Here is a 22305-nt window from a genome sequence, read left to right on the forward strand (position 1 = left end):
GAGCGGGCTTGCCCCGCGTTGGGTGGCGAAGCCGCCCCAAATCTTTCGCCACGGTATATCGGGGATACCGAGGTGGCCTTGATGGGGCTGCTGCGCAGCCCAACGCGGGGCAAGCCCGCTCGCCACAACAGGCCCGCTGCCACAACAACGCCGCTGCCACAACAAGTGCGCTTGGCACAACAAGCAGGCTCACCCTCAATGGGCTTACACCTGAGGAAACACCAGGCGAAACACGGTGAAAGCGCCGGGCGAACTGCGCACGTCGGTTTGCCCCTGGTGCAGGGTCATGATCGATCGCACGATGGCCAGTCCCAGGCCGGTGCCGCCCTCGGTGCGCGCGCGGCTGCTGTCGACACGGTAGAACCGTTCGAACAGGTGCGGCAGGTGGTGCACTTCAATCCCCGGACCTGGGTTGCTGACAGACAACGACACGCTATTGCCGTAAGCCTCCACCCGCAACGCGATATGCGCGCCCGCCGGGCTATGGCGGATTGCATTGGACAGCAGGTTGGAGAGGGCGCGTTGAATCATCAGGCGATCGCCCTGCACCCGGGCCTCGCCGTTGAGGGTCAGGGTCAGTTGTTTGTCTTCGGCGCTCAGGGCGAATAAATCCATGACCCGATGAGCTTCATCCGCCAGCGATACCGCGGTAAACGAAGCTCGCGCTGCCGGGTGGCTGACCTGGGCCAGAAACAACATGTCGGAAACGATGCGTGCCAGGCGCTCCAGCTCTTCGGTGTTGGATTCCAGCACTGCTTTGTATTCGTCCGGTGGGCGTTGGCGCGACAACGTGAGCTGGGCTTTGCCCATCAGGTTGGTCAGCGGTGCACGCAATTCGTGAGCAAGGTCGTCAGAGAATTGCGAGAGTTGCTGCACCCCGGCGTCCAGGCGGTTGAGCATCACATTGAAGCCTTGCGCCAACTCGCCCAGCTCCTTGGGCAGGTTGTCGACGGACAAGCGATGGGTCAGGTCCTGGGTGGTGACTTTGGCCGCCACATGGCTGAACTGCTTAAGCGGCGCCAGCCCGCGCTGCACCAGCCACCAGGCCCCCATGCCGATCAGTATCAACAACATGGGCAAGGCGATCACGGTGGCGCGCAGGTAGGCACTGAGCAGCGCCTGATCGTCCCTGCGGTCCAGCGACAACAGCACGCGTACGCGCTCGCCACTGGCCAGACGCATCAGGCTGGAGGCGCTGAGCACCTGGTTGCCATTGCTGTCGGCCCAATTGAGGTAGCCGAGCGTTTCTCGCGGTGTGAAGTTTGTCAGCAGCGGCTCCTGAGGCTTGGCACCGATGCTCAGCAGCACCGTTTCATCGGGCGCGGTGCCGACGATAGTGAGGTAAAAATTGTCATGGCCGATCACCAGGTCCATCAGCGAATGCGGACGTGCCCGGATGGCGTGGGCGTCGAGGCCTTGAGACAGGCTGTGCTGGATCTGTTCCATCTTGCTTTCCAGGCCTTTGCGCGCCAGTTTTTCCAGTTCGTGGGTCAGGGCCAGGTACGCCAACGTCGCCAGCAATAGCACCAGGCCGGCGCCCATGAGGCTGACCGTCAACCCCAGACGCATCGATAGGCTGCCGGTTTTCATGGCCGTGCTTCCAGCACGTAACCCACGCCGCGAATGGTGTGGATCAGCTTGACCTCGCTCTGATCGTCCACCTTGGCCCGCAGGCGGCTGATGGAAACTTCCACGACGTTGGTGTCACAGTCGAAATTCATGTCCCACACCAGCGAAATGATCTGCGTGCGGGTCAGCACTTCACCGGTCTGGCGCATCAGCACCTGCAGCAGTGCGAACTCCTTGGTGGTCAAGTCAATGCGCCGCGTGCCGCGGTACGCGCGATGGCGGCGCGGGTCCAGTTCCAGGTCCGACACGCTGAACACTTCCGGCTGTGGGATGTGCTCGCTGCGCCGCAGCAGGGTGCGTACCCGCGCCAGCAATTCGGGAAACTCGAAAGGTTTGACCAGGTAATCATCGGCGCCCATGTCCAGGCCCTTGATCTTGTCGGCCAGCCGGCCGCGGGCGGTCAGCATCATCACGCGCTGGGTGCCGTTGCGACGCAATTGCTCCAGCACTTCCCAGCCATCCTTGCCCGGCAGGTTGACGTCAAGAATCACCAACTCATAGGCGTGCTGCTCAGCCAGGTGCAGGCCATCAATGCCATTGGACGCGCAGTCCACGACGTAGCCACTTTCATTCAGGCCTTGCTGCAGGTAGTCAGCGGTTTTTTGCTCGTCCTCAACCACAAGGATACGCATGGGGATTTACCTTTTACTGAAAGAGAAGGGTTCCATTTCCCTATGGAATCAGGTGTGTTGTGAGTAGGAAAATTCTGAAGTGTGAAGCAGCTTCAGGGTCAACTGCGGCAATGGGTCGCGACTAAGCCTGCGCCCAAAAAAAACGCCCCAGAGGGGCGTTAAAAAAATCATCTCTTTCCAAAGGAGCTAAAAAAAGCTTCAGAGACGAATGTTGCTCGGTGCTGACAAGTTGAAGCGAGTATAGGAAGTTCAACTTAACGGGAAGCTGGGGCCAATGTTACAGTTTTGATAGATAGCAATTTGTGAGCAGATGTTAGTCAAGCGCGAACGAATGTAAGCACTCAACTGGGCAATTGTTCAAAGTGCGACCAATGGGTATTCCGCAATCAGGCGAACTTCTTCCAGGTCCGACTCAAACGCACTGGAGCGCACGGTGGCCTGGCGCAAGCGCAATGACAAATCCTTCAGGCTGCCACTTTGCACCACGTACTTGGCCTCGACATCCCGCTCCCAGCGGCGTTGATCGGTCAGCGGGTTGCCGGTTGCATCGCGGCGCATGTACACCGCGTTGGCATGGCTGTAATCGGCGCCGGTGCCTTTGGCATAACGGGTCATGAACGACAGGCCAGGTATTCCGAACGCCTGCATGTCGAGGTCGTAACGGGCCATCCACGAACGCTCCTTGGGCGAATTGAAGTCGCTGTACTGGATCGAGTTATTGAGGAAAATCGAGTCCGATTGGCGCAGGTAATCGAAGTCGTCATCGCCGTTGTTGCGCTGGTGCGAGAGGGCCACGCTGTGGGCCCCGACCTTTACCCCGAGCCTGGCACTCCAGATGTCGTTGTCGAATTTGCCCAGCAGCTTTTTGCCTTCGTCCATGGCCTTGTAATAGTTGAAATCGCCGAATAACGACACGTCGTCGGTCAGTGGGTAACTGGCGGCACTGCCGACGTAGTACTGGTCCCAGGCGTCCTTCAGGCGGCTGCTGTAGAGGCTCACGTTCAGGTGTTTGTTGACGGCGTACTCTGCGCCGAAATAGCCGATCCAGGGTGAGTCGACCTTGCCCGCGTAAAAGGTCGCAAAGCCCTTGTTCATCCCGCTTTCGCTTGGCTGGCTCATGCCGCTCAGGCGTCCGCCTTGCAGGCTCAAGCCCTCAAGGCTGGTGTTCTGCGCGGTGACGCCGCGAAAGCTTTCCGGCAACAACCGCGAATCGCCGTAGGCCACCACCGGCGTGAGCGGGAACACATCGCCGGCCTTGATAACCGTGTCCAGCACGCGCAATTTCGCCGCGCCGCCGACTTTGCTGTAGCTGCCTTCGGGGTGATTGTCGCTGTCCACCGGCAGCACGCCGAACGAACCCTTGCCGCCGCTGCGACCGGTGCCCGAGTCGAGTTTCAGGCCGTACATGGCAAACGCATCCAGGCCAAAGCCTACGGTGCCTTGGGTAAAACCGGATTCGAATTTGCCGATCAGACCCTGCGCCCAGGCTTCGGAATACCCATTGCCGGTCGGGCTGGACTGGCCCTTGCGGTCATCGCGATTGAAGTAAAAGTTGCGCGCCAGCACGGTTACGCTGCTGCCTTGGATAAAACCTTCGGGCGTGTCTTCCACCGCCACGGCTGCCAGAGGCAGTGCGGCAATCAATGAAAAGGGAAGGGTGTAGTAAGCAATATTCATGTTTCGCTCCTGGGTGTTGGCAGTTTCAGCTTCTTATAGGTAGGGGCGTTTTTATTGATCTGGCCCGGGCTGATAGTTGCAAACAGGGGATAACGGTCAGGTGGCGCGAACATTACAATTCTGGAAGCTCAAGGCGATCTAACAGATAAGTAATCTTTTGGTGAACATGGCGACAGGGTTGGTTGATTAGTCTCGTGACTGAACTTATCAACCGAGGAACCTGTAATGACATTTTATAAAATTGGCTTGGGTGTATTAGCTGCAGTCCTGTCACTGGGGGCGATGGCCGAAGGCGGAGGCGACCGCACGTTTGCGCTGATGATGGAGCATAATCAAAAAGCCATGGCGGCTTACGCGGAAAAAAACGGCCAGCCAGCACCCCAGGTACAGGTGTATCGCTATGGCATGGCGCTGGATATTGCCAAGGTCGTCAACGTTACGCCGCCGATCAGTTCGTGCAATGCCGTGCCTTCACGCATGACCTATGAAGACTCCAACGGCAAGCTCAATACGGTGGAGTACAAGGTGATGGGTGTTTGCCGAAACAACGGCAGTTAATGGATCCAAAAAACAGTTGGGCACGCCACAAAAAAGCGCTTCAGAAAACCTCGTCAGCGCCGATGCAGGTCAGATCCATCTCCCCCAAATGACCATCGGTGCCCCATGTTCAACACCCGTTTGAAGCAGGAGCTGTCGGCTCTTCGCGAAGAGTTGTGCAGCTTGCAACAGGTCAAGGAGAGCCTGGAAAGCGAAATGCTGTGCCTGACGCTGGACGCCAAAGGCCGGGTGGAGTGGGCGAATGCCAACTTCCTGCAAGAGCTGTCGTACCAGGCCTCCAACGTCGTGGGGCGGCACATGGAAGAACTGGTGCCTGCGCACCTGCGCCAGGACGAATTCCAGCAGCGTTTTCACAATGCCCTGGTGCGCGGCGAACACTTCGTCGGCACCGTGCGCCTGATGCGTGGCAACGGCAAAGAGGCCTGGTTGCGCTCGATCCTGCAGCCCGTGCGCAGTTCTGACGGGCGCATCAAGCATTTTTCGATTTACTCCAGCGACCTCACCCGCACCATCGAGGGGTCACGCGAGCATGAGAACCTGATCACCGCGCTGGTGCGTTCCACTGCGGTGATCGAGTTCGACCTCGGCGGCCATGTGCTGACCGCGAACGACCGGTTCCTCGGTGGCATGGGCTACAGCCTGGCGCAGATTCAGGGCAAACATCACCGTATGTTCTGCGAGCCGGAGGAATACAACAGCGCCGAGTACCAGCATTTCTGGAAACGTTTGAACGCCGGCGAGTTTGTTGCGGCGCGCTTCAAACGTGTCGACAGCCATGGCCGTGTGGTGTGGCTGGAGGCGACCTACAACCCGGTGCTGGACGCCAATGACCGCCTCTACAAAGTGGTCAAATTCGCCACGGTGATCACCGACCAGGTCAACCAGGAGCAGGCCGTGGCGGAGGCCGCGAACATTGCCTACAGCACCTCGCTGCAAACCGACCACAGTGCCCAGCGCGGCACCACTGTCGTGACGCAGGCGGTGGATGTCATGCGTGATCTGGCCAGGCACATGCAGCAGGCCGGTGATGGCATCGAGGCGCTGAACGCCCAGTCCCAAGTGATCGGCACCATCGTCAAGACCATCAGCGGCATCGCCGAGCAAACCAACTTGCTGGCGCTCAACGCAGCGATCGAAGCGGCGCGGGCCGGCGAGCAGGGCCGTGGCTTTGCGGTGGTGGCTGATGAAGTGCGGCAATTGGCCTCGCGCACCAGCAAGGCCACCGATGAAATCGTCGGCGTGGTCCGTCAGAACCAGGACATGGCCCGCGATGCGGTGTCCGTGATGAACGAGGGCCGTTTGCAGGCCGAGCAAGGCTTGGCCCTGGCGGCCGAGGCGGGCGCGGTGATTGTGGAAATCCAGGACGGTGCACAAAAGGTGGTGAGCGCTGTCGGGCAGTTTGCCAATCAGCTGTCGAGCTGACCCGTAGGGCTTGTGCTTGAGGTATCGTAGGTTTTTTCTTGCTTGAAGAGCCGTTCCTCCATGAGCCCTACCCACTGTCGCCCCGTACCGTTGTCCAAGGCCTATCGTTTGCTCAATCACGGGCCGACCGTATTGGTGAGCGCGGCCCACGCTGGCAAGCGCAATATCATGGCCGCTGCCTGGGCCATGCCGCTTGATTTTGAACCGCCGAAGGTCGCCGTGGTGCTCGACAAGGCCACCTGGACCCGCCAACTGCTGGAAGCCGCCGGCACCTTTGTGTTGCAGGTGCCTTGTGTGGCCCAGGCCGATCTGGTGCAGACGGTCGGCAACACCACGGGCGCAGACACCGACAAATTCGCCACCTATGGCTTGCAGACATTCAACGGTGAACACACCGACGCGCCGCTGCTGGACGGTTGCGTAGCGTGGCTGGAATGCCGCCTGCTGCCCGAGCCTCACAACCAACAGACCTACGATTTATTCCTCGGCGAAGTCGTCGCGGCCTATGCCGACGCGCGCGTGTTCAGCGACGGGCACTGGCACTTCGAAGGCCATGACGAATTGCGCACCTTGCACCATATCGCGGGCGGGAATTTCCTGAGCATCGGCGAGCCGGTGGTCGGGCGCCAGCTGTAGGCCTTACCAGCGGGCGTTTGCCAGTGCATCGGCAAACGCCATCAGCTTGGGCGAATACTGCCGGGACGGCGGATAGACCAGTGAGATTGCGCGACTGCGCCCGGCAACGTCTTCCAGCAACGGCACCAGGCGCCCGGCGGCCACGTCGTCGCGCACCGCAAAATCCATCACCTGGGCGATGCCGAAACCACCCACCGCGCCGTCTACCAGCGCATCGCCAATGTCGAAAATAAGCCGCCCTTCGACGCTCACGTCCTGCACTTTGCCCTCCTTCATGAATTGCCAATCGACCATGCGCCCGCTGCGCAAGTTACGCACAGTGAGGCAGCTGTGGTCCTTGAGTTCTTCCACCGTTTGCGGCGTGCCCCAACGCGCCAGGTAAGCGGGCGAGGCCACCGTGACCCAGCGCAACGGCGGCAGGGCACGGGCGATCAGGCGTTGATCCTGGATCTCGCCCGTGCGCAGCAATGCGTCGAAACCTTCGTCGACGATATCCACCAGGCGGTCAGTCATCACCGCTTCGATGCGCAATTGGGGATAGCGCAATGTCAGTTCGCCGATCACCGGCATCACCACCTTGCGACCGAACAACGACGGTGTGCTGATTTTCAACAGGCCGGACGGGCTGCTGCGCCGTTCGAGCATCAGCTTTTCGGTTTCAGCCAGTTCTGCCAGTAACGGCGCGCTGCGCTCGTACAGCATCTGACCGTCGGGCGTGAGGCTCACGCTGCGCGTGTTGCGTTGCAGCAGGCGCACGCCCAGCTGGCTTTCCAGGCGCGAGATTGCGCGGGACAGCCCGGACTGTGTCAGCCCCAATTCCCCGGCCGCGCGGGTAAAACTGCGCGTTTCGGCCACGCGGACCAAAAGTCGAACGGCGTTCAGATCCATGATTAAAGTCATTACTGAAAGAGTGATAGCGCTATTTATCATCTGTCAGGCATGAAAGAAACTGGCACCTCTTATTTTCGGACTGGACGCTGTGATGTCTTCCTCTCGACCCTCTGGCTGGATGCTTCTATTGCTGGCCACCGCACAACTGATCATCGCCCTGGATGCCACCATTGTGTTTGTCGCGCTGCCGCAGATTGGCGCGCACCTGGATTTTTCCGCGCAGCAATTGCAATGGGTGGTGAGCGCCTACAGCGTGGCGTTTGGTGGCTTTCTGTTACTGGGTGGTAGGGCGACGGACCTGCTTGGCAAGCGCCGTTTTTACCGGGTGGGCCAGTCGCTGTATGCGCTGGCTTCCCTGGCGGCGGTACTCGGCGGCAGCGCGGTGTTGCTGGTGCTGGCGCGGGCGGTGCAAGGCGTGGGCGGGGCGTTGTTGTTCCCGGCCACGTTAGCGTTGATCAACACGCACTATGCCGAAGGGCCTGCACGCAATCGAGCATTTGCGGTGTGGAGCGCAGCCTCGGCAGCGGGGCTGGCACTTGGCGCATTACTGGGCGGCGTGCTGACTCAGGTGTGGGGATGGGAGGCGGTGTTTTTGGTGAATGTGCCGTTGGCGGGCGGCTGCGCGTGGGCGGCGCGTTACTGGATTCCAGCCGATGGCGAGCGTGTGCGTGGGCGCAAATTCGATATCGGCGGCGCTTTGACTGTGACCGTCGGCGGCACGCTGCTGGTGTTCGCGCTGGTGCAAGGCCCCGAGTGGGGCTGGTCGGCGCCGCAGACACTGGGCTGCATCGCCTCGGCGCTGGCGCTGCTTGGGGTGTTCGCCTGGATCGAGCATCGCGGCAGCGATCCACTGATGCCGCTGCGCTTGTTCGCCTACCGCGAACTGCGCTTGGCGATGGTGCTCACGGCGGTGTTCATGAGCAGCTTTGGCGTGCAGTACTACTTCCTGGCGCTGTATTACCAGCAGGTCTATGGCTACAGCGTATTGCAGGCCGGCTTAGCGTTTTTACCGGCGACTCTGGTGTGCACGTTCGGCATCTGGTTGGCAGAGCGTTCGCTGGCCAGGCTGGGGTTGCGCAACACCTTGGTCAGCGGGCAACTGGCGGGCGCGGTGGGCATTGCACTGGTGTGTTGGGCATTGCCGACGGGCGTGGGGTTTTGGTCGCTGTTGCCGGGAATCTTCATTTTGAGCATCGGACAGGGCATGACCTGGACAGCGATGTGGGTGGCGGCAGGGCTGGGTATTCGGCCAGGGGAGCAGGGCGTGGCGGCGGGGATGGCGTCTACCAGCCAGCAGATCGGCGGCGCGTTGGGCCTGGCGGTGCTGGTGTCGGTGGCGAATGCGGGCGGGATCGAGCTGGCGCTGTGGTGGAGCGCGGCAATTGGTTTGGTGGGCGCGGTGGTGGCGCTGCGGCTCAAAACGCAAGCGCCCGAGCCGAATGCGATAGTGGAAACAACATAGAACCAATGTGGGAGCGGGCTTGCTCGCGAAGGCGGTGGATCAGTCACTCATAAGTCGACTGACACTGCGCTTTCGCGAGCAAGCCCGCTCCCACATTTTGATTGCGTTTCACATCAGCGCCCGAGCATCTTCACCCAGCGCGACGGCGGCATGCCGTAGGTGCTGCGAAATTGCCGGGTCATATGGCTCTGGTCGGTGAAACCGGCGGTCAGCGCCGCGTCCACCAGTGATTGGCCCTGGGCCAGCAAGCCGCGCACCAGGTCCAACCGTCGCATGGTCAGGTACCGATAGGGACTGGTGCCGAACAACAAGCGAAAATCCCGCGACAGCGCCCACCGATCACGACCGCAATGGTCGGCCATTTCATCCAGGGTGATGCTGCGGCCCAAGGCGCTGTGGATAAATTCCCGCGCGCGCTCGGCGGCGACGTAATCGAAGGATTTACGGCTGATGATCACCCCCGAGGCAGCGCTCAGGGCTTGCGCCAGGTCGTACAGCGCGTCCTGTTCCTGCATCGGGTCAATCGGGCAGTCCAGGCTTTGCAACAACACTTCGCTGGCGCGGAACAGCCGCGGGTCAGTCGACAGGCCGTTGTGGATAAACGGCAACGGCCGGCCGCCGAGAATCTGCTGGATCAGCGCCGGCTCCACATAAATCATGCGGTACTTGAAGCCTTCCACACTGCTGGCGCGGCCGTCATGGGATTCGTCAGGGTGAATCACCATGGTCGTACCCGGCAGGCTGTGCGTCATGCAGCCACGGTAGTGGTAGCTCTGCACGCCAAACAAGGTGCGCCCGATGGCGTAGGTGTCATGGCGATGCGGGTCGAATGCAAAGCCGGCGAAATACGCTTCGATGCGGTCCAGCCCGCTGGCGTGCGGGGCGCGGTGCAACCAATCGAGGGTGGAAGTGGGTTGGCCCATGGTGACTTGTCACAAATAGAGGTGGGAAACACGTTAACCCAGTCTGGCATGTCGTGTCTGTTGAGGTCTTGAACGATTGTGCGTGCTCGGACGAAGGCTTTCAGTAGCGTAAATGTTGAATTAGGTTAATAAATGATTGTTTTACGATAATTAATCTATTATTTTTGCGACCTCACTTACTGATCGAGGTTACTTATGAATACCCAACGTCTGGCTCAGCTCAGCCAGCGCATGTCGCTGCTTACGCTCCTGCTGATGGTCGTCATGCTGGTGCTCAACACCGGCGTCTGGCTGTTTCCGGTGCTGGGTTCTTCCGCCGATGGCCTGGGCCTGAGCTTTTCCTTGAGTAACCGGATCCAGGACAGCGGCGTGCAAATTGCGCTGCTCCCTTGGTGGCAAAAACTCGGCGGAATCATTTTTTCCAGCATCCCGCTGGTGGCCTTGGTGTCGGGCTTGAACCATCTGCGCCAGCTGTTTCGCAACTACGCGCGGGGCGAGTATTTCTCCAGCGCGGCGGCGCAGCATCTGGGCAAAGTCGGTCGAGCTGTTGCATTGTGGGTACTGCTGGACTTTTTATGCGAGCCGTTGCTCGGCCTCTGGGTCTCGATGAACCAGCCGCTGGGCCAGCGATTTTTTACCTTGAGTCTGACCCCGCCGAGCTTCGTCGCGTTGTTTCTCGCTGCGTGCATTGCGGTAATCGCGCGTATCCTGTGGCAGGCCAGCGAAGTGGACTCTGAAAACCGCACTTTTGTTTGAGATCGAAATGCCCATTGTGATTGAACTGGACGTTATGCTTGCCCGGCGCAAGGTCAAATCCAAAGACCTGGCAGCCGCCATCGGGATTACCGAACAGAACCTGTCGTTGCTCAAGCAAGGCAAGGTCAAGGGCATACGGCTGGGTACGCTGGATGCGATCTGTACCTACCTGGACTGCCAGCCTGGCGACCTGTTGGTGCACACCCCTGAACCTGCGGGCGAATAGGTTTAACCACTTAAGAACAAGAGGGATCGTCCAATGCTGTTCTCCGACTTGCCGTACGTTGCGCCGCTGCTGTCGCTGGGGCTGCTTTGGACCGTCGCGGTGGTGACGCCGGGGCCGAACTTCTTCAATACCGCCCAACTGGCGGCGAGCTGTTCGCGTCGGCATGGGGTGGTGGCGTCTGCCGGAGTAGCCACGGGCACGGTGATCTGGGGGCTGGCGGGCGGTTTGGGCATCAAGTCGCTGTTCACTGCGGCGCCCATGCTCTATCTGGCATTCAAGATCATCGGTGGCTGCTACCTGATCTACCTGGGGCTGAAACTGTTCAAGCGTTCGGCGCCAACCGCGAGCCAGACCGTGTTGCCCGACGAACCCAAGCGCTCGCTGTTCTCCGCCTGGCGCTTCGGTCTGCTGGGCAACTTGTCCAACCCCAAGGCCGCGCTGTTCGTCGCCACGGCCTTCGCGTCGACCATGCCGCCTTCACCGTCGCCGACATTGTTGGCCCTGGCGGTGATTACCATGGCCACCTTGTCGTTCAGTTGGTACACGAGTGTGGCCCTGGTGTTTTCCAGTGAGCGTATGGCCAACCTCTACAGCCGTTCACGCAAGTGGCTCGATCGGTTTGCCGGTGGGTGCTACCTGTTGTTCGGCGCACATCTGGTAGCGAATCGCTGACCGCTCATGGTAAGAAGCCTTACTTTCAACAGTGAGGCCGAGTCATGAGCAAGGTGCGGGTAGGTATTATTTTTGGTGGCCGTTCGGCCGAGCACGAGGTCTCGCTGCAGTCGGCGCGCAACATCGTCGATGCACTGGACCGCTCGCGCTTCGAGCCGGTTCTGATCGGCATCGACAAGGCCGGCCACTGGCACCTGAACGAAACCTCGAACTTCCTGATCAACCAGGAAAACCCGGCCCTGATCGCCCTCAACCAGTCCAACCGCGAACTGGCAGTGGTGCCGGGCAAGGCCAGCCAGCAAGTGGTGGAAACCTCCGGGCAGAGCCTGCTGGAACACATCGATGTGATCTTCCCTATCGTTCACGGCACCCTTGGCGAAGACGGCTGCCTGCAAGGCCTGCTGCGCATGGCGGACCTGCCTTTCGTAGGCTCCGACGTGCTCGGCTCGGCGGTGTGCATGGACAAGGACATCAGCAAACGCCTGCTGCGCGATGCCGGTATTGCCGTTACCCCGTTCATCACCCTGACGCGTCGCAACGCGGCGCGCAGCGGTTTTGATACAGCAGTGAACAAGCTTGGCTTGCCGATGTTCGTCAAACCCGCCAACCAGGGCTCCTCGGTGGGCGTGAGTAAAGTCAGCAACGAGGCCGAGTACCATGCCGCGGTCGAACTGGCCTTGGGCTTTGATGAAAAAGTGCTGGTGGAGTCCGCTGTCCAGGGGCGTGAAATTGAATGCGCCTTGTTGGGCAACGACAACCCTGTCGCCAGCGGCTGCGGCGAGATCGTGGTGGGCAGCGGTTTCTATTCCTACGATAGTAAATACATCGACGCCCAGGCCGCCCAAGTGGTGGTGCCGGCTGATATCAGCTTTGAGGCCAGTGAGCGTATTCGCCAACTCGCCATTGAAGCGTTTGAGGTTTTGGGCTGCGCCGGGTTGGCGCGAGTCGACGTGTTCCTCACCGACGACGGCGAAGTGCTGATCAACGAAATCAACTCACTGCCCGGCTTCACCCGCATCAGCATGTACCCCAAGCTGTGGCAGGCGGCGGGCATGAGTTACAGCGAATTGGTAAGCCGCTTGATTGAGCTGGCGCTGGAGCGACATGCGGGGCGCAAGGGGCTGAAGATCAGCCGCTGATAATCGTTGGGGCCGGACGAACTCTGTGGCGAGCGGGCTTGCCCCGCGTTGGGCTGCGAAGCAGCCCCAAAACCTGCCTACTCATTCCTGTCTGACACAATGCGGTGAGCCTGACGGGGCTGCTGCGCAGCCCAACGCGGGGCAAGCCCGCTCGCCACAACAAGCCCGCTCGCCACGACGAGCTTGCTCCTCAGGTTTTGCGGGCGATCCACGAATAGATCAGCGTCTTCGGCTCTTCTGGGTGGTGGGTTCTCCTGCGGTAGCTGGCGAAGGTCGGTGATGTGCAATACGTGCACACCTCGCTGACGTCGATCTGCTCACGCTTAAGGCCCGCCGCTTGCGACAGCATCACCCCGTAACCACTCAAGTCGAACCACGCACTTCCCGCTTGCCGCGCGTGGGGCGGTGCAATCTGCGGTGACAGCCGTGGCGTCGGTTGCTCGAAGTGCCATGGCGCCTGAGCGTCACGCCACACGTGCCCCTGGTCCGCCTGAAATTGCGCGATAAATTCGGCGCTCACTTCATAACAACACGGCTTGATCGACGGCCCGATCGCCACCCGCAACTGGTCAACGGCAATGCCCTCGGCAGCCAATTGTTTCACCGCATTGGCGATGATTCCCCCTTGCAGGCCCTTCCAGCCGCCATGCACGGCGGCCACCCGTTCACCACTGTGTGCGGCGATCAGAATGGGCAGGCAGTCAGCGGTGATCACGGCGATTGGCTGAGGCGTGCGCGTAAACACGCCGTCTGCCTCAATGGTGTTGCTCACCTGCTGCGCCTGCCATTCAATCACCGAAGCACTGTGCACCTGCTTGCAGATAAACACCTCGTGCGGCCGCAATGGATCATTGATCGAACAAAAACCGTGGTCGACGCCGGGGATGGCGCCGAGATTGTTTGCCTGTTGCAAGGGGCTCTCTCCGCTCAATAAAGTCAGTCGCCGACCGCTTCGCCTTCGCGCCGAGGGTCGGCGCCGCCGCTCAGCGACGCTTTACCCTGGGCGTCTCGGGTGCGCACGATGGCCTGGATGCCGCTGGTCATATCAATCTCGCTCAGTGCATGGCCTTTGTCCCTCAGCGCCTGCTTCAACTCGGGGCTGAACATCCCAGCCTCAAGCTCGGTGGCGCCGTTACGGCTACCAAAGTTAGGCAAGCTGATGGCCGCTTGCGGGTCGAGGTTCCAGTCGAGCATCGCCACCAGGGATTTGCTCACGTACTCGATGATCTGCGAACCGCCTGGCGATCCGACGGTGGCCAGCAACTCGCCGCTCTTGCGATCGAACACCAGCGTCGGCGCCATGGCCGAGCGCGGACGTTTGCCCGGCTCGACGCGGTTGGCCACCGGCTGGCCGTTTTCGGCGGGGATGAACGAGAAGTCAGTCATCTGGTTGTTCAGCAAAAAGCCCTGAACCATCACGTGCGAACCAAACGCCGCTTCCACCGTGGTGGTCATCGACACGGCGCCGCCCAGGTCATCTACCGCCACCACCTGCGAGGTCGAAATGCGCAACGGCGAGCGGTCCGGCGCGTACGCCACCTGGATGCCCGCAGGCGTGCCCGGCTTGGCGATGCCCATGCTGCGGTCGCCGATCAGTGTGGCGCGTTTGGCCAGGTAGTCCGGGGCGACCAGGCCTGCGGTCGGCACCGGCACGAAGTCGGCGTCGGCCACGTACAAACCACGGTCGGCGAAGGCCAGGCGACCGGCTTCGGCGAGCAGGTGCACGGCTTCAGGTGTGGGCTCAAGGCCGGCAGGCGATGTGCTTTTCACCGGCTTCATCGGTGCGATGGCCAAGCGCGGGTCGCGGGTTTCCAACGCCTGCAACGTACCGAGGATCTGCGCGACAGCAATCCCGCCCGATGACGGCGGTGGCATGCCGCACACCTGATAGCGCTTGTAGTCGGTGCACAGTGGCGTGCGCTCCTTGGCGGTGTAGCCCTTGAGGTCCGCCTGCGACAGGCTGCCCGCGTTGCGGTTGCCCTGGACCTTGCGCGCGATCTCATCGGCAATCGGCCCCTGGTACAACGCGTCCGGCCCTTCCTTGGCGATGCGCTTGAACACGCTGGCCAACGCCGGGTTTTTCAACAGCGTGCCGGCAGCTTTAGGCGTGCCGTCGGTATTCAGAAAATACGCCGCCATCTCGGGCGATTGCGCGATGTAACGGTCGGCAGCGATCAGCGCGTGCAGGCGCGGGGAAATCGCGAAGCCTTGCTCGGACAGGCGAATCGCCGGTTCAAACAGCTTGGCCCATTGCAGGTGGCCGGTCTTTTTGTGTGCCATCTCCAGCGCTCGCAACACGCCTGGCGTGCCAACCGAACGCCCACCAATCTGCGCCTCGGCAAAGGCCATCGGCGTGCCGTCCGCTTTAAGGAACAAGCGTTCGGTGGCGCCCGCGGGCGCCGTTTCGCGGCCGTCATACGCGTGCACGTTTTTGCCATCCCACAGCATGATGAACGCGCCGCCGCCGATGCCGGATGATTGCGGCTCCACCAGGGTCAACACCGCCTGCATCGCAATCGCGGCGTCAATGGCCGAGCCGCCCTGGCGCAGCATTTCGCGCCCGGCTTCGGCAGCCAGCGGGTTGGCGGCGGCGGCCATATGGCGCTCGGCGTGGCGGGTGGTGAGGTCGGTGCGATAACCCGAACCCAGCTCCGGCGCGGGCGGTTGTTCATTGACGGCGGAATGGCAGCCAGCCAGCGCGAGGGCGGCGGCAATCATTGACAGTTGACGGCGGGAAATCGAAAACACGCGCTGAACTCCGTTCATTTTGAGAATGATCTGTTGTCCTTGGGTTACGGCTTTTTACAGGTATATCGTGCCTTGCAGGTAGAGCACCGCGTGGCCGGAGATAATCACGCGGTCGTCCTTGAGCTCGCAACGCAGTTGCCCACGGCGCTTGCCGCCCTGTTCAGCAGTCAACTGCGACTTGCCCAACCGCTCGGCCCAGAAGGGCGCCAGCGAGGTGTGCGCGGAACCGGTGACCGGGTCCTCATTGACGCCCACGTTGGGGCCGAACCAACGGGATACAAAATCAAACCGCGTGCTTTTGGCCGTCACCGCAATCCCGCGTTTGGGCAGGCCCTTGAGCCGCGCGAAGTCCGGCGTCAGGGCGGCGACTTGAGCTTCGTCGTCGACCAGCACGAGGTAGTCGTCGGTGGCAAACACCTGGGCATGCTCAATCCCCAATGCGCTCAACATGCCGCTTGGCGGCTCGCAGCGCTGGGGCTGTTTGGCCGGGAAATCCATCGCCAGTTCGTCGCCATTGCGCGTCACGCGAAGCTCGCCGCTGCGGGTGGCAAAACGCAATACGTCGGGTGCATCCGCCAATTGGTGAATCAACACCCAGGCTGCGGCCAGCGTGGCATGGCCACACAGGTCCACTTCGACCTCCGGGGTGAACCAGCGCAACTCGTAGAAATCGCCACGGGGGACGAAGTAGGCGGTTTCGGAGAGGTTGTTTTCAGCCGCGATGTTCTGCAGTTGTTCGTCGGGCAGCCACTCGGTGAGCGGACAGACTGCCGCCGGGTTGCCGCCAAAGGGGTGTTGGCTGAAAGCATCGACTTGATAGATATCCAGTTTCATCGAGGGCACTCCGAGTAGGGAGGCTGGACACTAACAGTGGGTCTTTAAGGCGTCAAAATACAGATACGCAGTTTTTTTGAGCGCATGCGCCTCGCTCATCCCAGGCGCAGCACCATCGCCCCGGCGGCAATCACACACGCGGCCACGATGCGCACGCGCGTCAGACGCTCTTTGAGCACCCAGGCCGAGATCACCACGCCAAACAGGATCGACGTTTCGCGCAGGGCCGAAACGGTCGCGATGGGGGCTGCGGTCATGGCCCACAGCGCCAGGCCATACGAGGCGATCGTGCCCACGCCGCCGACGACGCCCAAGCGCCAGTTACGCGCGAGGTAATCACAGAACAGCGTGCGCCGGGAAGCTAACGCCCACGTCGCCAGCGGGACGCCGGTCAGCAGGAAAATCCACAGCGTGTAGGCCACAGGCGCGCCGGATTTGCGCACGCCCAGGCCATCGATAAGGGTGTAGCCGGCGATCACGCCGGCGTTGATCAGCGCCAGCACCAGGCCTTTTCTTTGCCCTGAAGAAGGCGCCAGGGCCATGCTCAAAATGCCCAGTGAGATCACCGCAATGCCAAGCCAGGCGGATGTCGACAGTGGCTCGGCCAACACAAACACGCTCACCGTCGCGACCAGCAGCGGCGCTGTGCCGCGCATGATCGGGTAGGTCTGGCTCATGTCGGCAATGCGGTAAGTCGAGGCCACCAGCACGAAATACAGCACTTGGAGAACCACCGACGCGCCGATGAACGGCCAGCTCTCTCTTGCCGGCAGCACCAGAAACGGGGTGGCGGCCAACGCGATCAACGAGGCGACGGAGGCGATCATGCAGGTGGTCAACAGCTTGTCGGCGCCGCCTTTGACCACGGCGTTCCAGGTGGCGTGGAGCGCGGCGCCCAAGAGGATGATGGCGAATACGCTGAGGCTCATCAGTTGCTCTGCGCGTGGTTGATCAGCGACATCAGCACGTGGTCCGCCCACACGCCGTTAATCTTGAGATAAGCCCGCGCTTGACCCTCGCGCTCAAACCCCAGCCGTTCCAGCAGGCGTGCACTGCGTGCATTTTCGGGGCGGTAGTTGGCCATGATTCGATGCAGTTTCATGGCATCGAACACATAGGCAATCGCAGCCTTCAGCGCTTCGTGCATCAGCCCCTGGCCCTGAGCCGATTCATCCAGCGCGTAGCCCAGGTGGCAGGCTTGAAATGCACCGCGCACGATATTGGTGAAATTGCACGCGCCGATGATCTGACCGTCGCGCCGTATCAGCAGGTGCAGCGCTTCGCCGCTGGCGGTTTTCTCGGCCATGGTTTCGAGGCGTTGAGTGATGGCGTCGAGTGCAAAGAAGTCATCGTCGCGCGTGGGCTCCCAGGGTTGCAGGTAAGCGCGGTTTTGCAGCAGATAGGTGTGCAGGGCCTGAGCGTGAGACGGCTGGGCGGCTTGCAGTATCAGCCGTTCGGTGGCAATGCCGTGGGTGGGGAAGTGCGGGTTCACGAATCGCCTCCTTGTGGTTGGGGGCGAGTATGCCTGAGGGCTTTTATTCAGGCATAAAAAAACGGCCTACCTTTCGGTAAGCCGTTTTTAGTACTTGGTGGCTACACAGGGACTTGAACCCCGGACCCCAGCATTATGAATGCTATGCTCTAACCAACTGAGCTATGTAGCCAAGTGGCGCGCATTATTCGCGTAGAACGGGAATGCGTCAAGCACTTTTATCGAAATTTTTCTACGCTTTCAATTGTTTAACCGGAATCGTCAGTTCTGGCGACGAGTGGCTTGTCATTCGTCCGCCTGTCGGGCCGTGTGTGGGCGCAGGCTTTCAATTAAGCGATCAATCACGGTCGTGGTGATTTTCTGCAGATGCCCTAGGGCGTTGATCGTGACGTTGCGAGAGGGCGCCGCAGTCGAGAACGGTAGCGCAAGCGCTGAGCATCAGGTGGGAAAGGCAGGGCTGGGCGTATTCGCCGCTGAGGTGGTTATGGCGCTGAGGCAGTCGGTAGAGAGTGGGGTGTTCGGGCGGTTGGTGAACGCGTCGCGGTGAATGAAAGTAGCAAAATTCGGTTGGGCAGATATCCCTGCCGCCCAACGATTACCCGCTAGAGGGCCTTACGGTTGCGACGGGTTATGCGTGACGCGCTTGAGGTGTTCGCGCGCGCGTGACAAGCGCGAGCGAACGGTGCCGATGGGTATGTCCAACACGTCGGCGGTGTCCTGGTAGCTGCCGTCGGTCTCCAGTGAGGCGTACAACGTCTTGCGCATTTCTGTGGGCAGGTGGTCGATGGCGGTCAGGGTTTTCTCCAGTCGGCGGTTGATCTCGAACTGCCAATCCAGGTTCTTGGTTTCCTCCTGCCCATGCCACAGCGATTCATCGAATTCGCAGTGCACAGGCTTGGCGTACAGGCGGCGGAAGTGGTTGCGTACCAGGTTCTGAGCAATCCCGCACATCCAGGTACTGAGGCTCGCCTGACCACTGAAGCGCTCCCTGTTGCGCCAGGCTTCCAGGTAAGTCAGTTGCAGTATGTCGTCTGCATCTTCGGGGTTGAGTACGCGTTTATGAATAAAACGCCGGAGTTTTTTCTGTTGGTCGTCCGTCAGTTGGAGCATGAATTGAGGCGAGCTGCCAACCAGGTGCGCTAAAGCTTCAATTGGGATATTCACGTTTTTTTCCTCAGGGTAGACGCTATCGAAATAAGTTCGATGGAAACCCCTTTAGCACTGGGTGTGCCAAATGGAAAAGTCGCGTAACTAGCTGATTATTAATGGTAAATATCTTGAAATGGAGAGGTATTGCGCAGTAGTTTGCAAAAAGCGCCGAGGCTTTGTGCCGGTCTTGTCAAACGTCTCGATAGCCGCGTTCTGATGGAACCGTATCGGCAGGCATTGCCACATAGGGACACACTCTTCCCGTCTTGGCATGCTTATGAAAGTCGAATCCCCTAAAGATGCGCCCTCTGCCCAGCGCCTGGATCAATCCGCCGTTGCGCCTGTTTCCACGCCCGCACCCGCGAAGGTTGATGAGCTTGCTTCGCTCTTCGACCAGGAAGTGATTGCCAACAACCGCGCTCAGCGCTCGGTGTCGATTCGCGTGCCCCCCACCGAACAGCTTGCGCAACTTTATGAGCAGTTGGGCCATCCTGCTCAGGAGTCCCTGGCGACTATTTCGCGGCGGTTCAGGCAGCAATTGCAGCAGCATCCCAGTGTCGACAAGCTGGTAGAGCTCGCCGAGGGCGACCCCGCACGTGCCTACGTGGTGCTCAAGCATCTGGAAGCCCAGGCGGACAATGATGTGCGCCCCACCGAAGCTGCCTTGGCGCGGGATGCTATTGGCATGCTGGCGGTGGGCTTTAAAGGGGAGATCCAGGCGGGCCTCAAATTCGCCACGGCGTTGATGGAGGCCGGTGGTGATCCGCAGGAGCGCCAGGCGCTGCGCGCGCTTTATTACGCCAGCGTGGCCACGCGCCAATCCCTGGCGACGATGATGCAGGCGCTGTTGGGCGTATACGGCGGCGATACGTTTTCCGTCAGGCTCATCAGCATGCGTAAAGCCTTGGCTGACGACATCGCGGTCCTGGTTTCGTCAATGACCACGCCGCGATTGCGCACGTTGTTGCTGGCCCTGCAAAGCTGTGGGCAACTGAGCACCGTGTTGGCCGGTTGCCACGCGTTGATCCAGCGCCTGGGCATCGGCTACGACGCCGTCAGTCTTTTGCAGCGCCTGCTGGGGTATGCCGGCAGCGGCATCGATGCGGGCGAAATCCTGCGACTTGGGCATGATCTGGGCAGTGGCCCGAGCCCCCGGCAAGTGATTGTTCTCAACGCGCTTTACCCTCTGGTCCGGCAGTTGCCTTTGGCCTTGTGGCCCGACAGTCGAACCCGCCAGGGCGCGCTGGACAGCTTTTTGGCCGTGATGGGGGAACTGGAGCGGATCGAGCGCGGCCCGATCAAGTTTGCCGGCGACCTGGGGGCGTCGGCGTGACTGCACTGTCAGCCATCAACGCTGTACTGCTCAAAATGGCACAACGTGCCGAAGTCCTGGGCGCAGTGGTGATCCTGGGCATCGTGTTTATTTTTATCGTGCCGTTGCCCACCTGGCTGGTGGACATTCTGATCGCACTCAACATTTGCATATCCTGTCTGTTGATCGTGCTCGCGCTGTATTTGCCAGGCCCCTTGGCGTTCTCGTCGTTCCCATCGATTTTGCTGCTGACCACCATGTTCCGTCTGGCGCTGTCGATCGCCACGACGCGCTTGATTCTGCTGGAACAGGACGCCGGTGACATCGTCGAGGCCTTCGGCAACTTCGTCGTGGGCGGCAATCTGGCGGTGGGGATGGTGATCTTTCTGATCCTGACCCTGGTCAACTTCCTGGTCATCACCAAGGGTTCGGAGCGGGTCGCCGAGGTGGCGGCGCGGTTCAGCCTGGATGCGATGCCGGGTAAACAGATGTCCATCGACAGTGACCTGCGTGCCGGGCTGATCGACGGCACGCAAGCGCGGGACAAACGTGAGCAACTGTCCCGCGAGAGCCAGTTGTTCGGTGCCATGGACGGTGCGATGAAATTCGTCAAGGGCGATGCCGTCGCCGGTTTGATCATCGTTGTGGTCAACCTGTTGGGTGGTTTCACCACGGGCATGTTTCAACACGACTTGAGCGCCGCCGAGTCGATACGGCTGTATTCGGTGCTGACCATCGGCGACGGCCTGATTGCACAGATTCCGGCGCTGCTGATTTCCCTGACCGCCGGCATGATCATCACCCGCGTGGCTCCGGATGGGCGCAAGGGGATCAGTAACATGGGCGCCGAAATTGCCCGGCAAATGACCAGCGAACCCAAGAGCTGGATGATTGCGTCGGTGGGGATGCTTGCGTTTGCAGCGGTGCCTGGCATGCCCACTCTGGTGTTTATCCTGATTTCGATGGTCACCGGCGGCCTGGGTTATTACTTGATGCGCCAGCGTCAACGACAAGAACAGCCGGTCGCCGAAACCGCGGACGCCGTGCGCCCGGAGCAAAACGGTGATGAAGACTTGCGCGGGTTTGATCCGTCGCGACCTTACTTGCTGCAGTTTTCCCCGGTTCTGCGCGGAACCCCCGAGGTCACCGAGCTTATCCACGGGATACGCCAGGCCCGAAACACACTGGTGGCCAATATCGGTTTGACCTTGCCGCCGTTTGAAGTCGAACTGGATGACGCCCTGGCCGCCGATGAAATGCGCTTTTGTGTGCATGAAGTGCCGATGGTCAAGGCCTCGGTCGTCAACCATTTGGCCGTGGACCGCAAGGCGCTGACGGTTGAACCCGAGCACGCAATACCCGGCAAGGCCGACCGCGATGAACAGGACTGGGTGTGGTTGGCGCCTGATGATCCGCTGCTCGATGACCCGCAGCTGGAACGCTTCACCGCGACGAGCCTGATCATTGAGCGCATGAGGCAGGCGATGATGCTCAGCGGGCCGCAGTTCCTGGGGATCCAGGAGAGTAAATCGATCCTCAGTTGGCTTGAGCACAACCAGCCGGAGCTGGTGCAGGAACTGCAACGTATCATGCCGCTCTCGCGGTTTTCGGCGGTCCTGCAACGCCTGGCCAGCGAAGGCGTGCCGCTGCGTGCCGTGCGGCTGATTGTCGAGTCGCTGATCGAGTACGGCCAGCATGAGCGCGAGCCCGAAGCGCTGGCTGACTACGCGCGCATTGCCCTCAAGGCGCAGATTTTCCACCAGTACAGCGAGGAAGACGGCCTGCACGCCTGGCTGTTGTCGCCCCATACCGAAAACATCCTGCGCGAGGCGTTGCGTCAGACGCAGACCGGGGTTTTCTTTGCGCTTGATAACGAAAGCAGCGCCGCGTTGATCAACCTCCTCAACCAGGCCTTCACCTTACGCGCCAAAAGCAAAAGTGTGATGTTGGTGGCACAAGACCTGCGCAGTCCCTTGCGCACCCTGCTTCTGGAGGAGTTCAACCATGTGCCGGTGCTGTCCTTTGCCGAGTTGGGAAGCACCTCCAAGGTGAAAGTGCTGGGGCGTTTTGACCTGACCCAGGATGAGCTGGCGCGCGGTGCGCTGGCATGAATCGCCAGTCAGCTTCAACGCGTCGGAGCGCTCGAT

20 protein-coding genes, 1 tRNA gene and 2 pseudogenes are annotated in these 22305 nt (G+C 60.8%); 11 read left to right on the forward strand and 12 right to left on the reverse strand.

Annotation, left to right across the window (positions count from 1 at the left end):
* Positions 1-204 precede the first annotated feature (204 nt).
* The 3 genes from ACP7B3_RS17905 to ACP7B3_RS17915 form a co-directional block, all read right to left on the reverse strand.
* Positions 205-1590 (reverse strand): heavy metal sensor histidine kinase, encoded by a 1386-nt coding sequence (locus tag ACP7B3_RS17905; protein ID WP_426179975.1) that lies wholly within the window; start codon positions 1588-1590, stop codon positions 205-207.
* Entirely contained in the window at positions 1587-2261 is a 675-nt protein-coding gene (locus ACP7B3_RS17910) for a response regulator transcription factor PcoR (protein WP_119736387.1), read from the reverse strand. The genes ACP7B3_RS17905 and ACP7B3_RS17910 overlap by 4 nt, the downstream gene beginning before the upstream one ends.
* A gap of 357 nt (positions 2262-2618) precedes the next feature.
* Positions 2619-3938 carry an OprD family porin gene (locus ACP7B3_RS17915; RefSeq protein ID WP_426179978.1) on the reverse strand — a complete coding sequence of 440 codons (1320 nt, stop codon included), beginning with the start codon at positions 3936-3938 and terminating at the stop codon, positions 2619-2621.
* A 225-nt stretch (positions 3939-4163) separates the two neighbouring features.
* Between ACP7B3_RS17915 and ACP7B3_RS17920 the strand changes: the two genes are divergently transcribed.
* The 4 genes and pseudogenes from ACP7B3_RS17920 to ACP7B3_RS17935 all read left to right on the forward strand — a co-directional run bounded on the left by ACP7B3_RS17920 (position 4164) and on the right by ACP7B3_RS17935 (position 6554).
* The gene (locus ACP7B3_RS17920; protein ID WP_426179980.1) at positions 4164-4496 is read left to right on the forward strand and encodes a DUF2790 domain-containing protein; all 333 of its coding nucleotides are present in this window, start codon (positions 4164-4166) and stop codon (positions 4494-4496) included.
* A 195-nt stretch (positions 4497-4691) separates the two neighbouring features.
* Positions 4692-5378, forward strand: a pseudogene (locus ACP7B3_RS17925) (PAS domain-containing protein); the annotation flags it as partial.
* A gap of 108 nt (positions 5379-5486) precedes the next feature.
* Positions 5487-5918 (forward strand): annotated as a pseudogene (locus ACP7B3_RS17930) (methyl-accepting chemotaxis protein); the annotation flags it as partial.
* A gap of 60 nt (positions 5919-5978) precedes the next feature.
* Positions 5979-6554, forward strand: a complete 576-nt coding sequence (locus ACP7B3_RS17935) for a flavin reductase family protein (RefSeq protein WP_426179982.1) — start codon at positions 5979-5981, stop codon at positions 6552-6554.
* Between the two features lie 3 nt (positions 6555-6557).
* Here the strand turns inward: ACP7B3_RS17935 and ACP7B3_RS17940 are convergent, their stop codons facing one another.
* A complete protein-coding gene (locus ACP7B3_RS17940) occupies positions 6558-7442 on the reverse strand; it encodes a LysR family transcriptional regulator (protein WP_426179984.1) in 885 nt (294 codons plus the stop codon).
* A gap of 121 nt (positions 7443-7563) precedes the next feature.
* On the opposite strand from ACP7B3_RS17940, the gene ACP7B3_RS17945 reads away from it, so the two are divergent.
* Entirely contained in the window at positions 7564-8907 is a 1344-nt protein-coding gene (locus ACP7B3_RS17945; protein ID WP_426180449.1) for an MFS transporter, read from the forward strand.
* A gap of 113 nt (positions 8908-9020) precedes the next feature.
* Here ACP7B3_RS17945 and ACP7B3_RS17950 read toward each other — a convergent pair whose 3' ends face one another.
* Positions 9021-9830, reverse strand: coding sequence for an AraC family transcriptional regulator (locus ACP7B3_RS17950; RefSeq protein WP_106578527.1), 810 nt, complete (start codon positions 9828-9830; stop codon positions 9021-9023).
* 195 nt (positions 9831-10025) lie between these two features.
* Here ACP7B3_RS17950 and ACP7B3_RS17955 point away from each other — a divergent pair, with 195 nt between their 5' ends.
* Genes ACP7B3_RS17955 through ddlA form a run of 4 tightly spaced genes read left to right on the forward strand, consistent with a single transcriptional unit; the run spans position 10026 to position 12623 of the window.
* Positions 10026-10586: a DUF2975 domain-containing protein gene (locus ACP7B3_RS17955; RefSeq protein WP_145165513.1), complete on the forward strand. Its 561-nt coding sequence runs from the start codon at positions 10026-10028 to the stop codon at positions 10584-10586.
* A 7-nt stretch (positions 10587-10593) separates the two neighbouring features.
* Positions 10594-10812 carry a helix-turn-helix domain-containing protein gene (locus tag ACP7B3_RS17960; RefSeq protein ID WP_145165515.1) on the forward strand — a complete coding sequence of 73 codons (219 nt, stop codon included), beginning with the start codon at positions 10594-10596 and terminating at the stop codon, positions 10810-10812.
* Positions 10813-10845: 33 nt separating this feature from the next.
* Positions 10846-11484, forward strand: a complete 639-nt coding sequence (locus tag ACP7B3_RS17965; RefSeq protein WP_242194952.1) for a LysE family transporter — start codon at positions 10846-10848, stop codon at positions 11482-11484.
* Between the two features lie 44 nt (positions 11485-11528).
* The gene (gene ddlA / locus ACP7B3_RS17970; RefSeq protein ID WP_426179988.1) at positions 11529-12623 is read left to right on the forward strand and encodes a D-alanine--D-alanine ligase; all 1095 of its coding nucleotides are present in this window, start codon (positions 11529-11531) and stop codon (positions 12621-12623) included.
* Between the two features lie 190 nt (positions 12624-12813).
* Here the strand turns inward: ddlA and pgeF are convergent, their stop codons facing one another.
* The 7 genes from pgeF to ACP7B3_RS18005 all read right to left on the reverse strand — a co-directional run bounded on the left by pgeF (position 12814) and on the right by ACP7B3_RS18005 (position 18861).
* A complete protein-coding gene (gene pgeF / locus ACP7B3_RS17975) occupies positions 12814-13536 on the reverse strand; it encodes a peptidoglycan editing factor PgeF (protein ID WP_426179990.1) in 723 nt (240 codons plus the stop codon).
* Positions 13537-13559: 23 nt separating this feature from the next.
* Positions 13560-15389, reverse strand: a complete 1830-nt coding sequence (gene ggt, locus ACP7B3_RS17980) for a gamma-glutamyltransferase (protein ID WP_426179992.1) — start codon at positions 15387-15389, stop codon at positions 13560-13562.
* Positions 15390-15425: 36 nt separating this feature from the next.
* On the reverse strand, positions 15426-16205 hold the full coding sequence (locus ACP7B3_RS17985; protein WP_145165525.1) for a PhzF family phenazine biosynthesis protein: 780 nt from the start codon (positions 16203-16205) through the stop codon (positions 15426-15428).
* Between the two features lie 95 nt (positions 16206-16300).
* Positions 16301-17134, reverse strand: coding sequence for an EamA family transporter (locus tag ACP7B3_RS17990; protein WP_426179994.1), 834 nt, complete (start codon positions 17132-17134; stop codon positions 16301-16303).
* A complete protein-coding gene (locus tag ACP7B3_RS17995; RefSeq protein ID WP_262210014.1) occupies positions 17134-17697 on the reverse strand; it encodes a GNAT family N-acetyltransferase in 564 nt (187 codons plus the stop codon). Before ACP7B3_RS17995 ends, ACP7B3_RS17990 begins: the two co-directional genes overlap by 1 nt.
* A 95-nt stretch (positions 17698-17792) precedes the next feature.
* A tRNA-Met gene (locus ACP7B3_RS18000) sits at positions 17793-17869 on the reverse strand.
* A gap of 440 nt (positions 17870-18309) precedes the next feature.
* Complete coding sequence (locus ACP7B3_RS18005; RefSeq protein ID WP_106578536.1) at positions 18310-18861, reverse strand: RNA polymerase sigma factor; 552 nt, start codon at positions 18859-18861, stop codon at positions 18310-18312.
* Between the two features lie 262 nt (positions 18862-19123).
* Between ACP7B3_RS18005 and ACP7B3_RS18010 the strand changes: the two genes are divergently transcribed.
* Both ACP7B3_RS18010 and sctV read left to right on the forward strand, forming a co-directional pair.
* The gene (locus ACP7B3_RS18010) at positions 19124-20179 is read left to right on the forward strand and encodes a TyeA family type III secretion system gatekeeper subunit (protein ID WP_178119746.1); all 1056 of its coding nucleotides are present in this window, start codon (positions 19124-19126) and stop codon (positions 20177-20179) included.
* Entirely contained in the window at positions 20176-22269 is a 2094-nt protein-coding gene (sctV, locus tag ACP7B3_RS18015) for a type III secretion system export apparatus subunit SctV (protein WP_426179997.1), read from the forward strand. The genes ACP7B3_RS18010 and sctV overlap by 4 nt, the downstream gene beginning before the upstream one ends.
* Positions 22270-22305 lie beyond the last annotated feature (36 nt).

Source organism: Pseudomonas sp. TWRC1-2, assembly GCF_049896685.1.
Lineage (GTDB): Bacteria > Pseudomonadota > Gammaproteobacteria > Pseudomonadales > Pseudomonadaceae > Aquipseudomonas.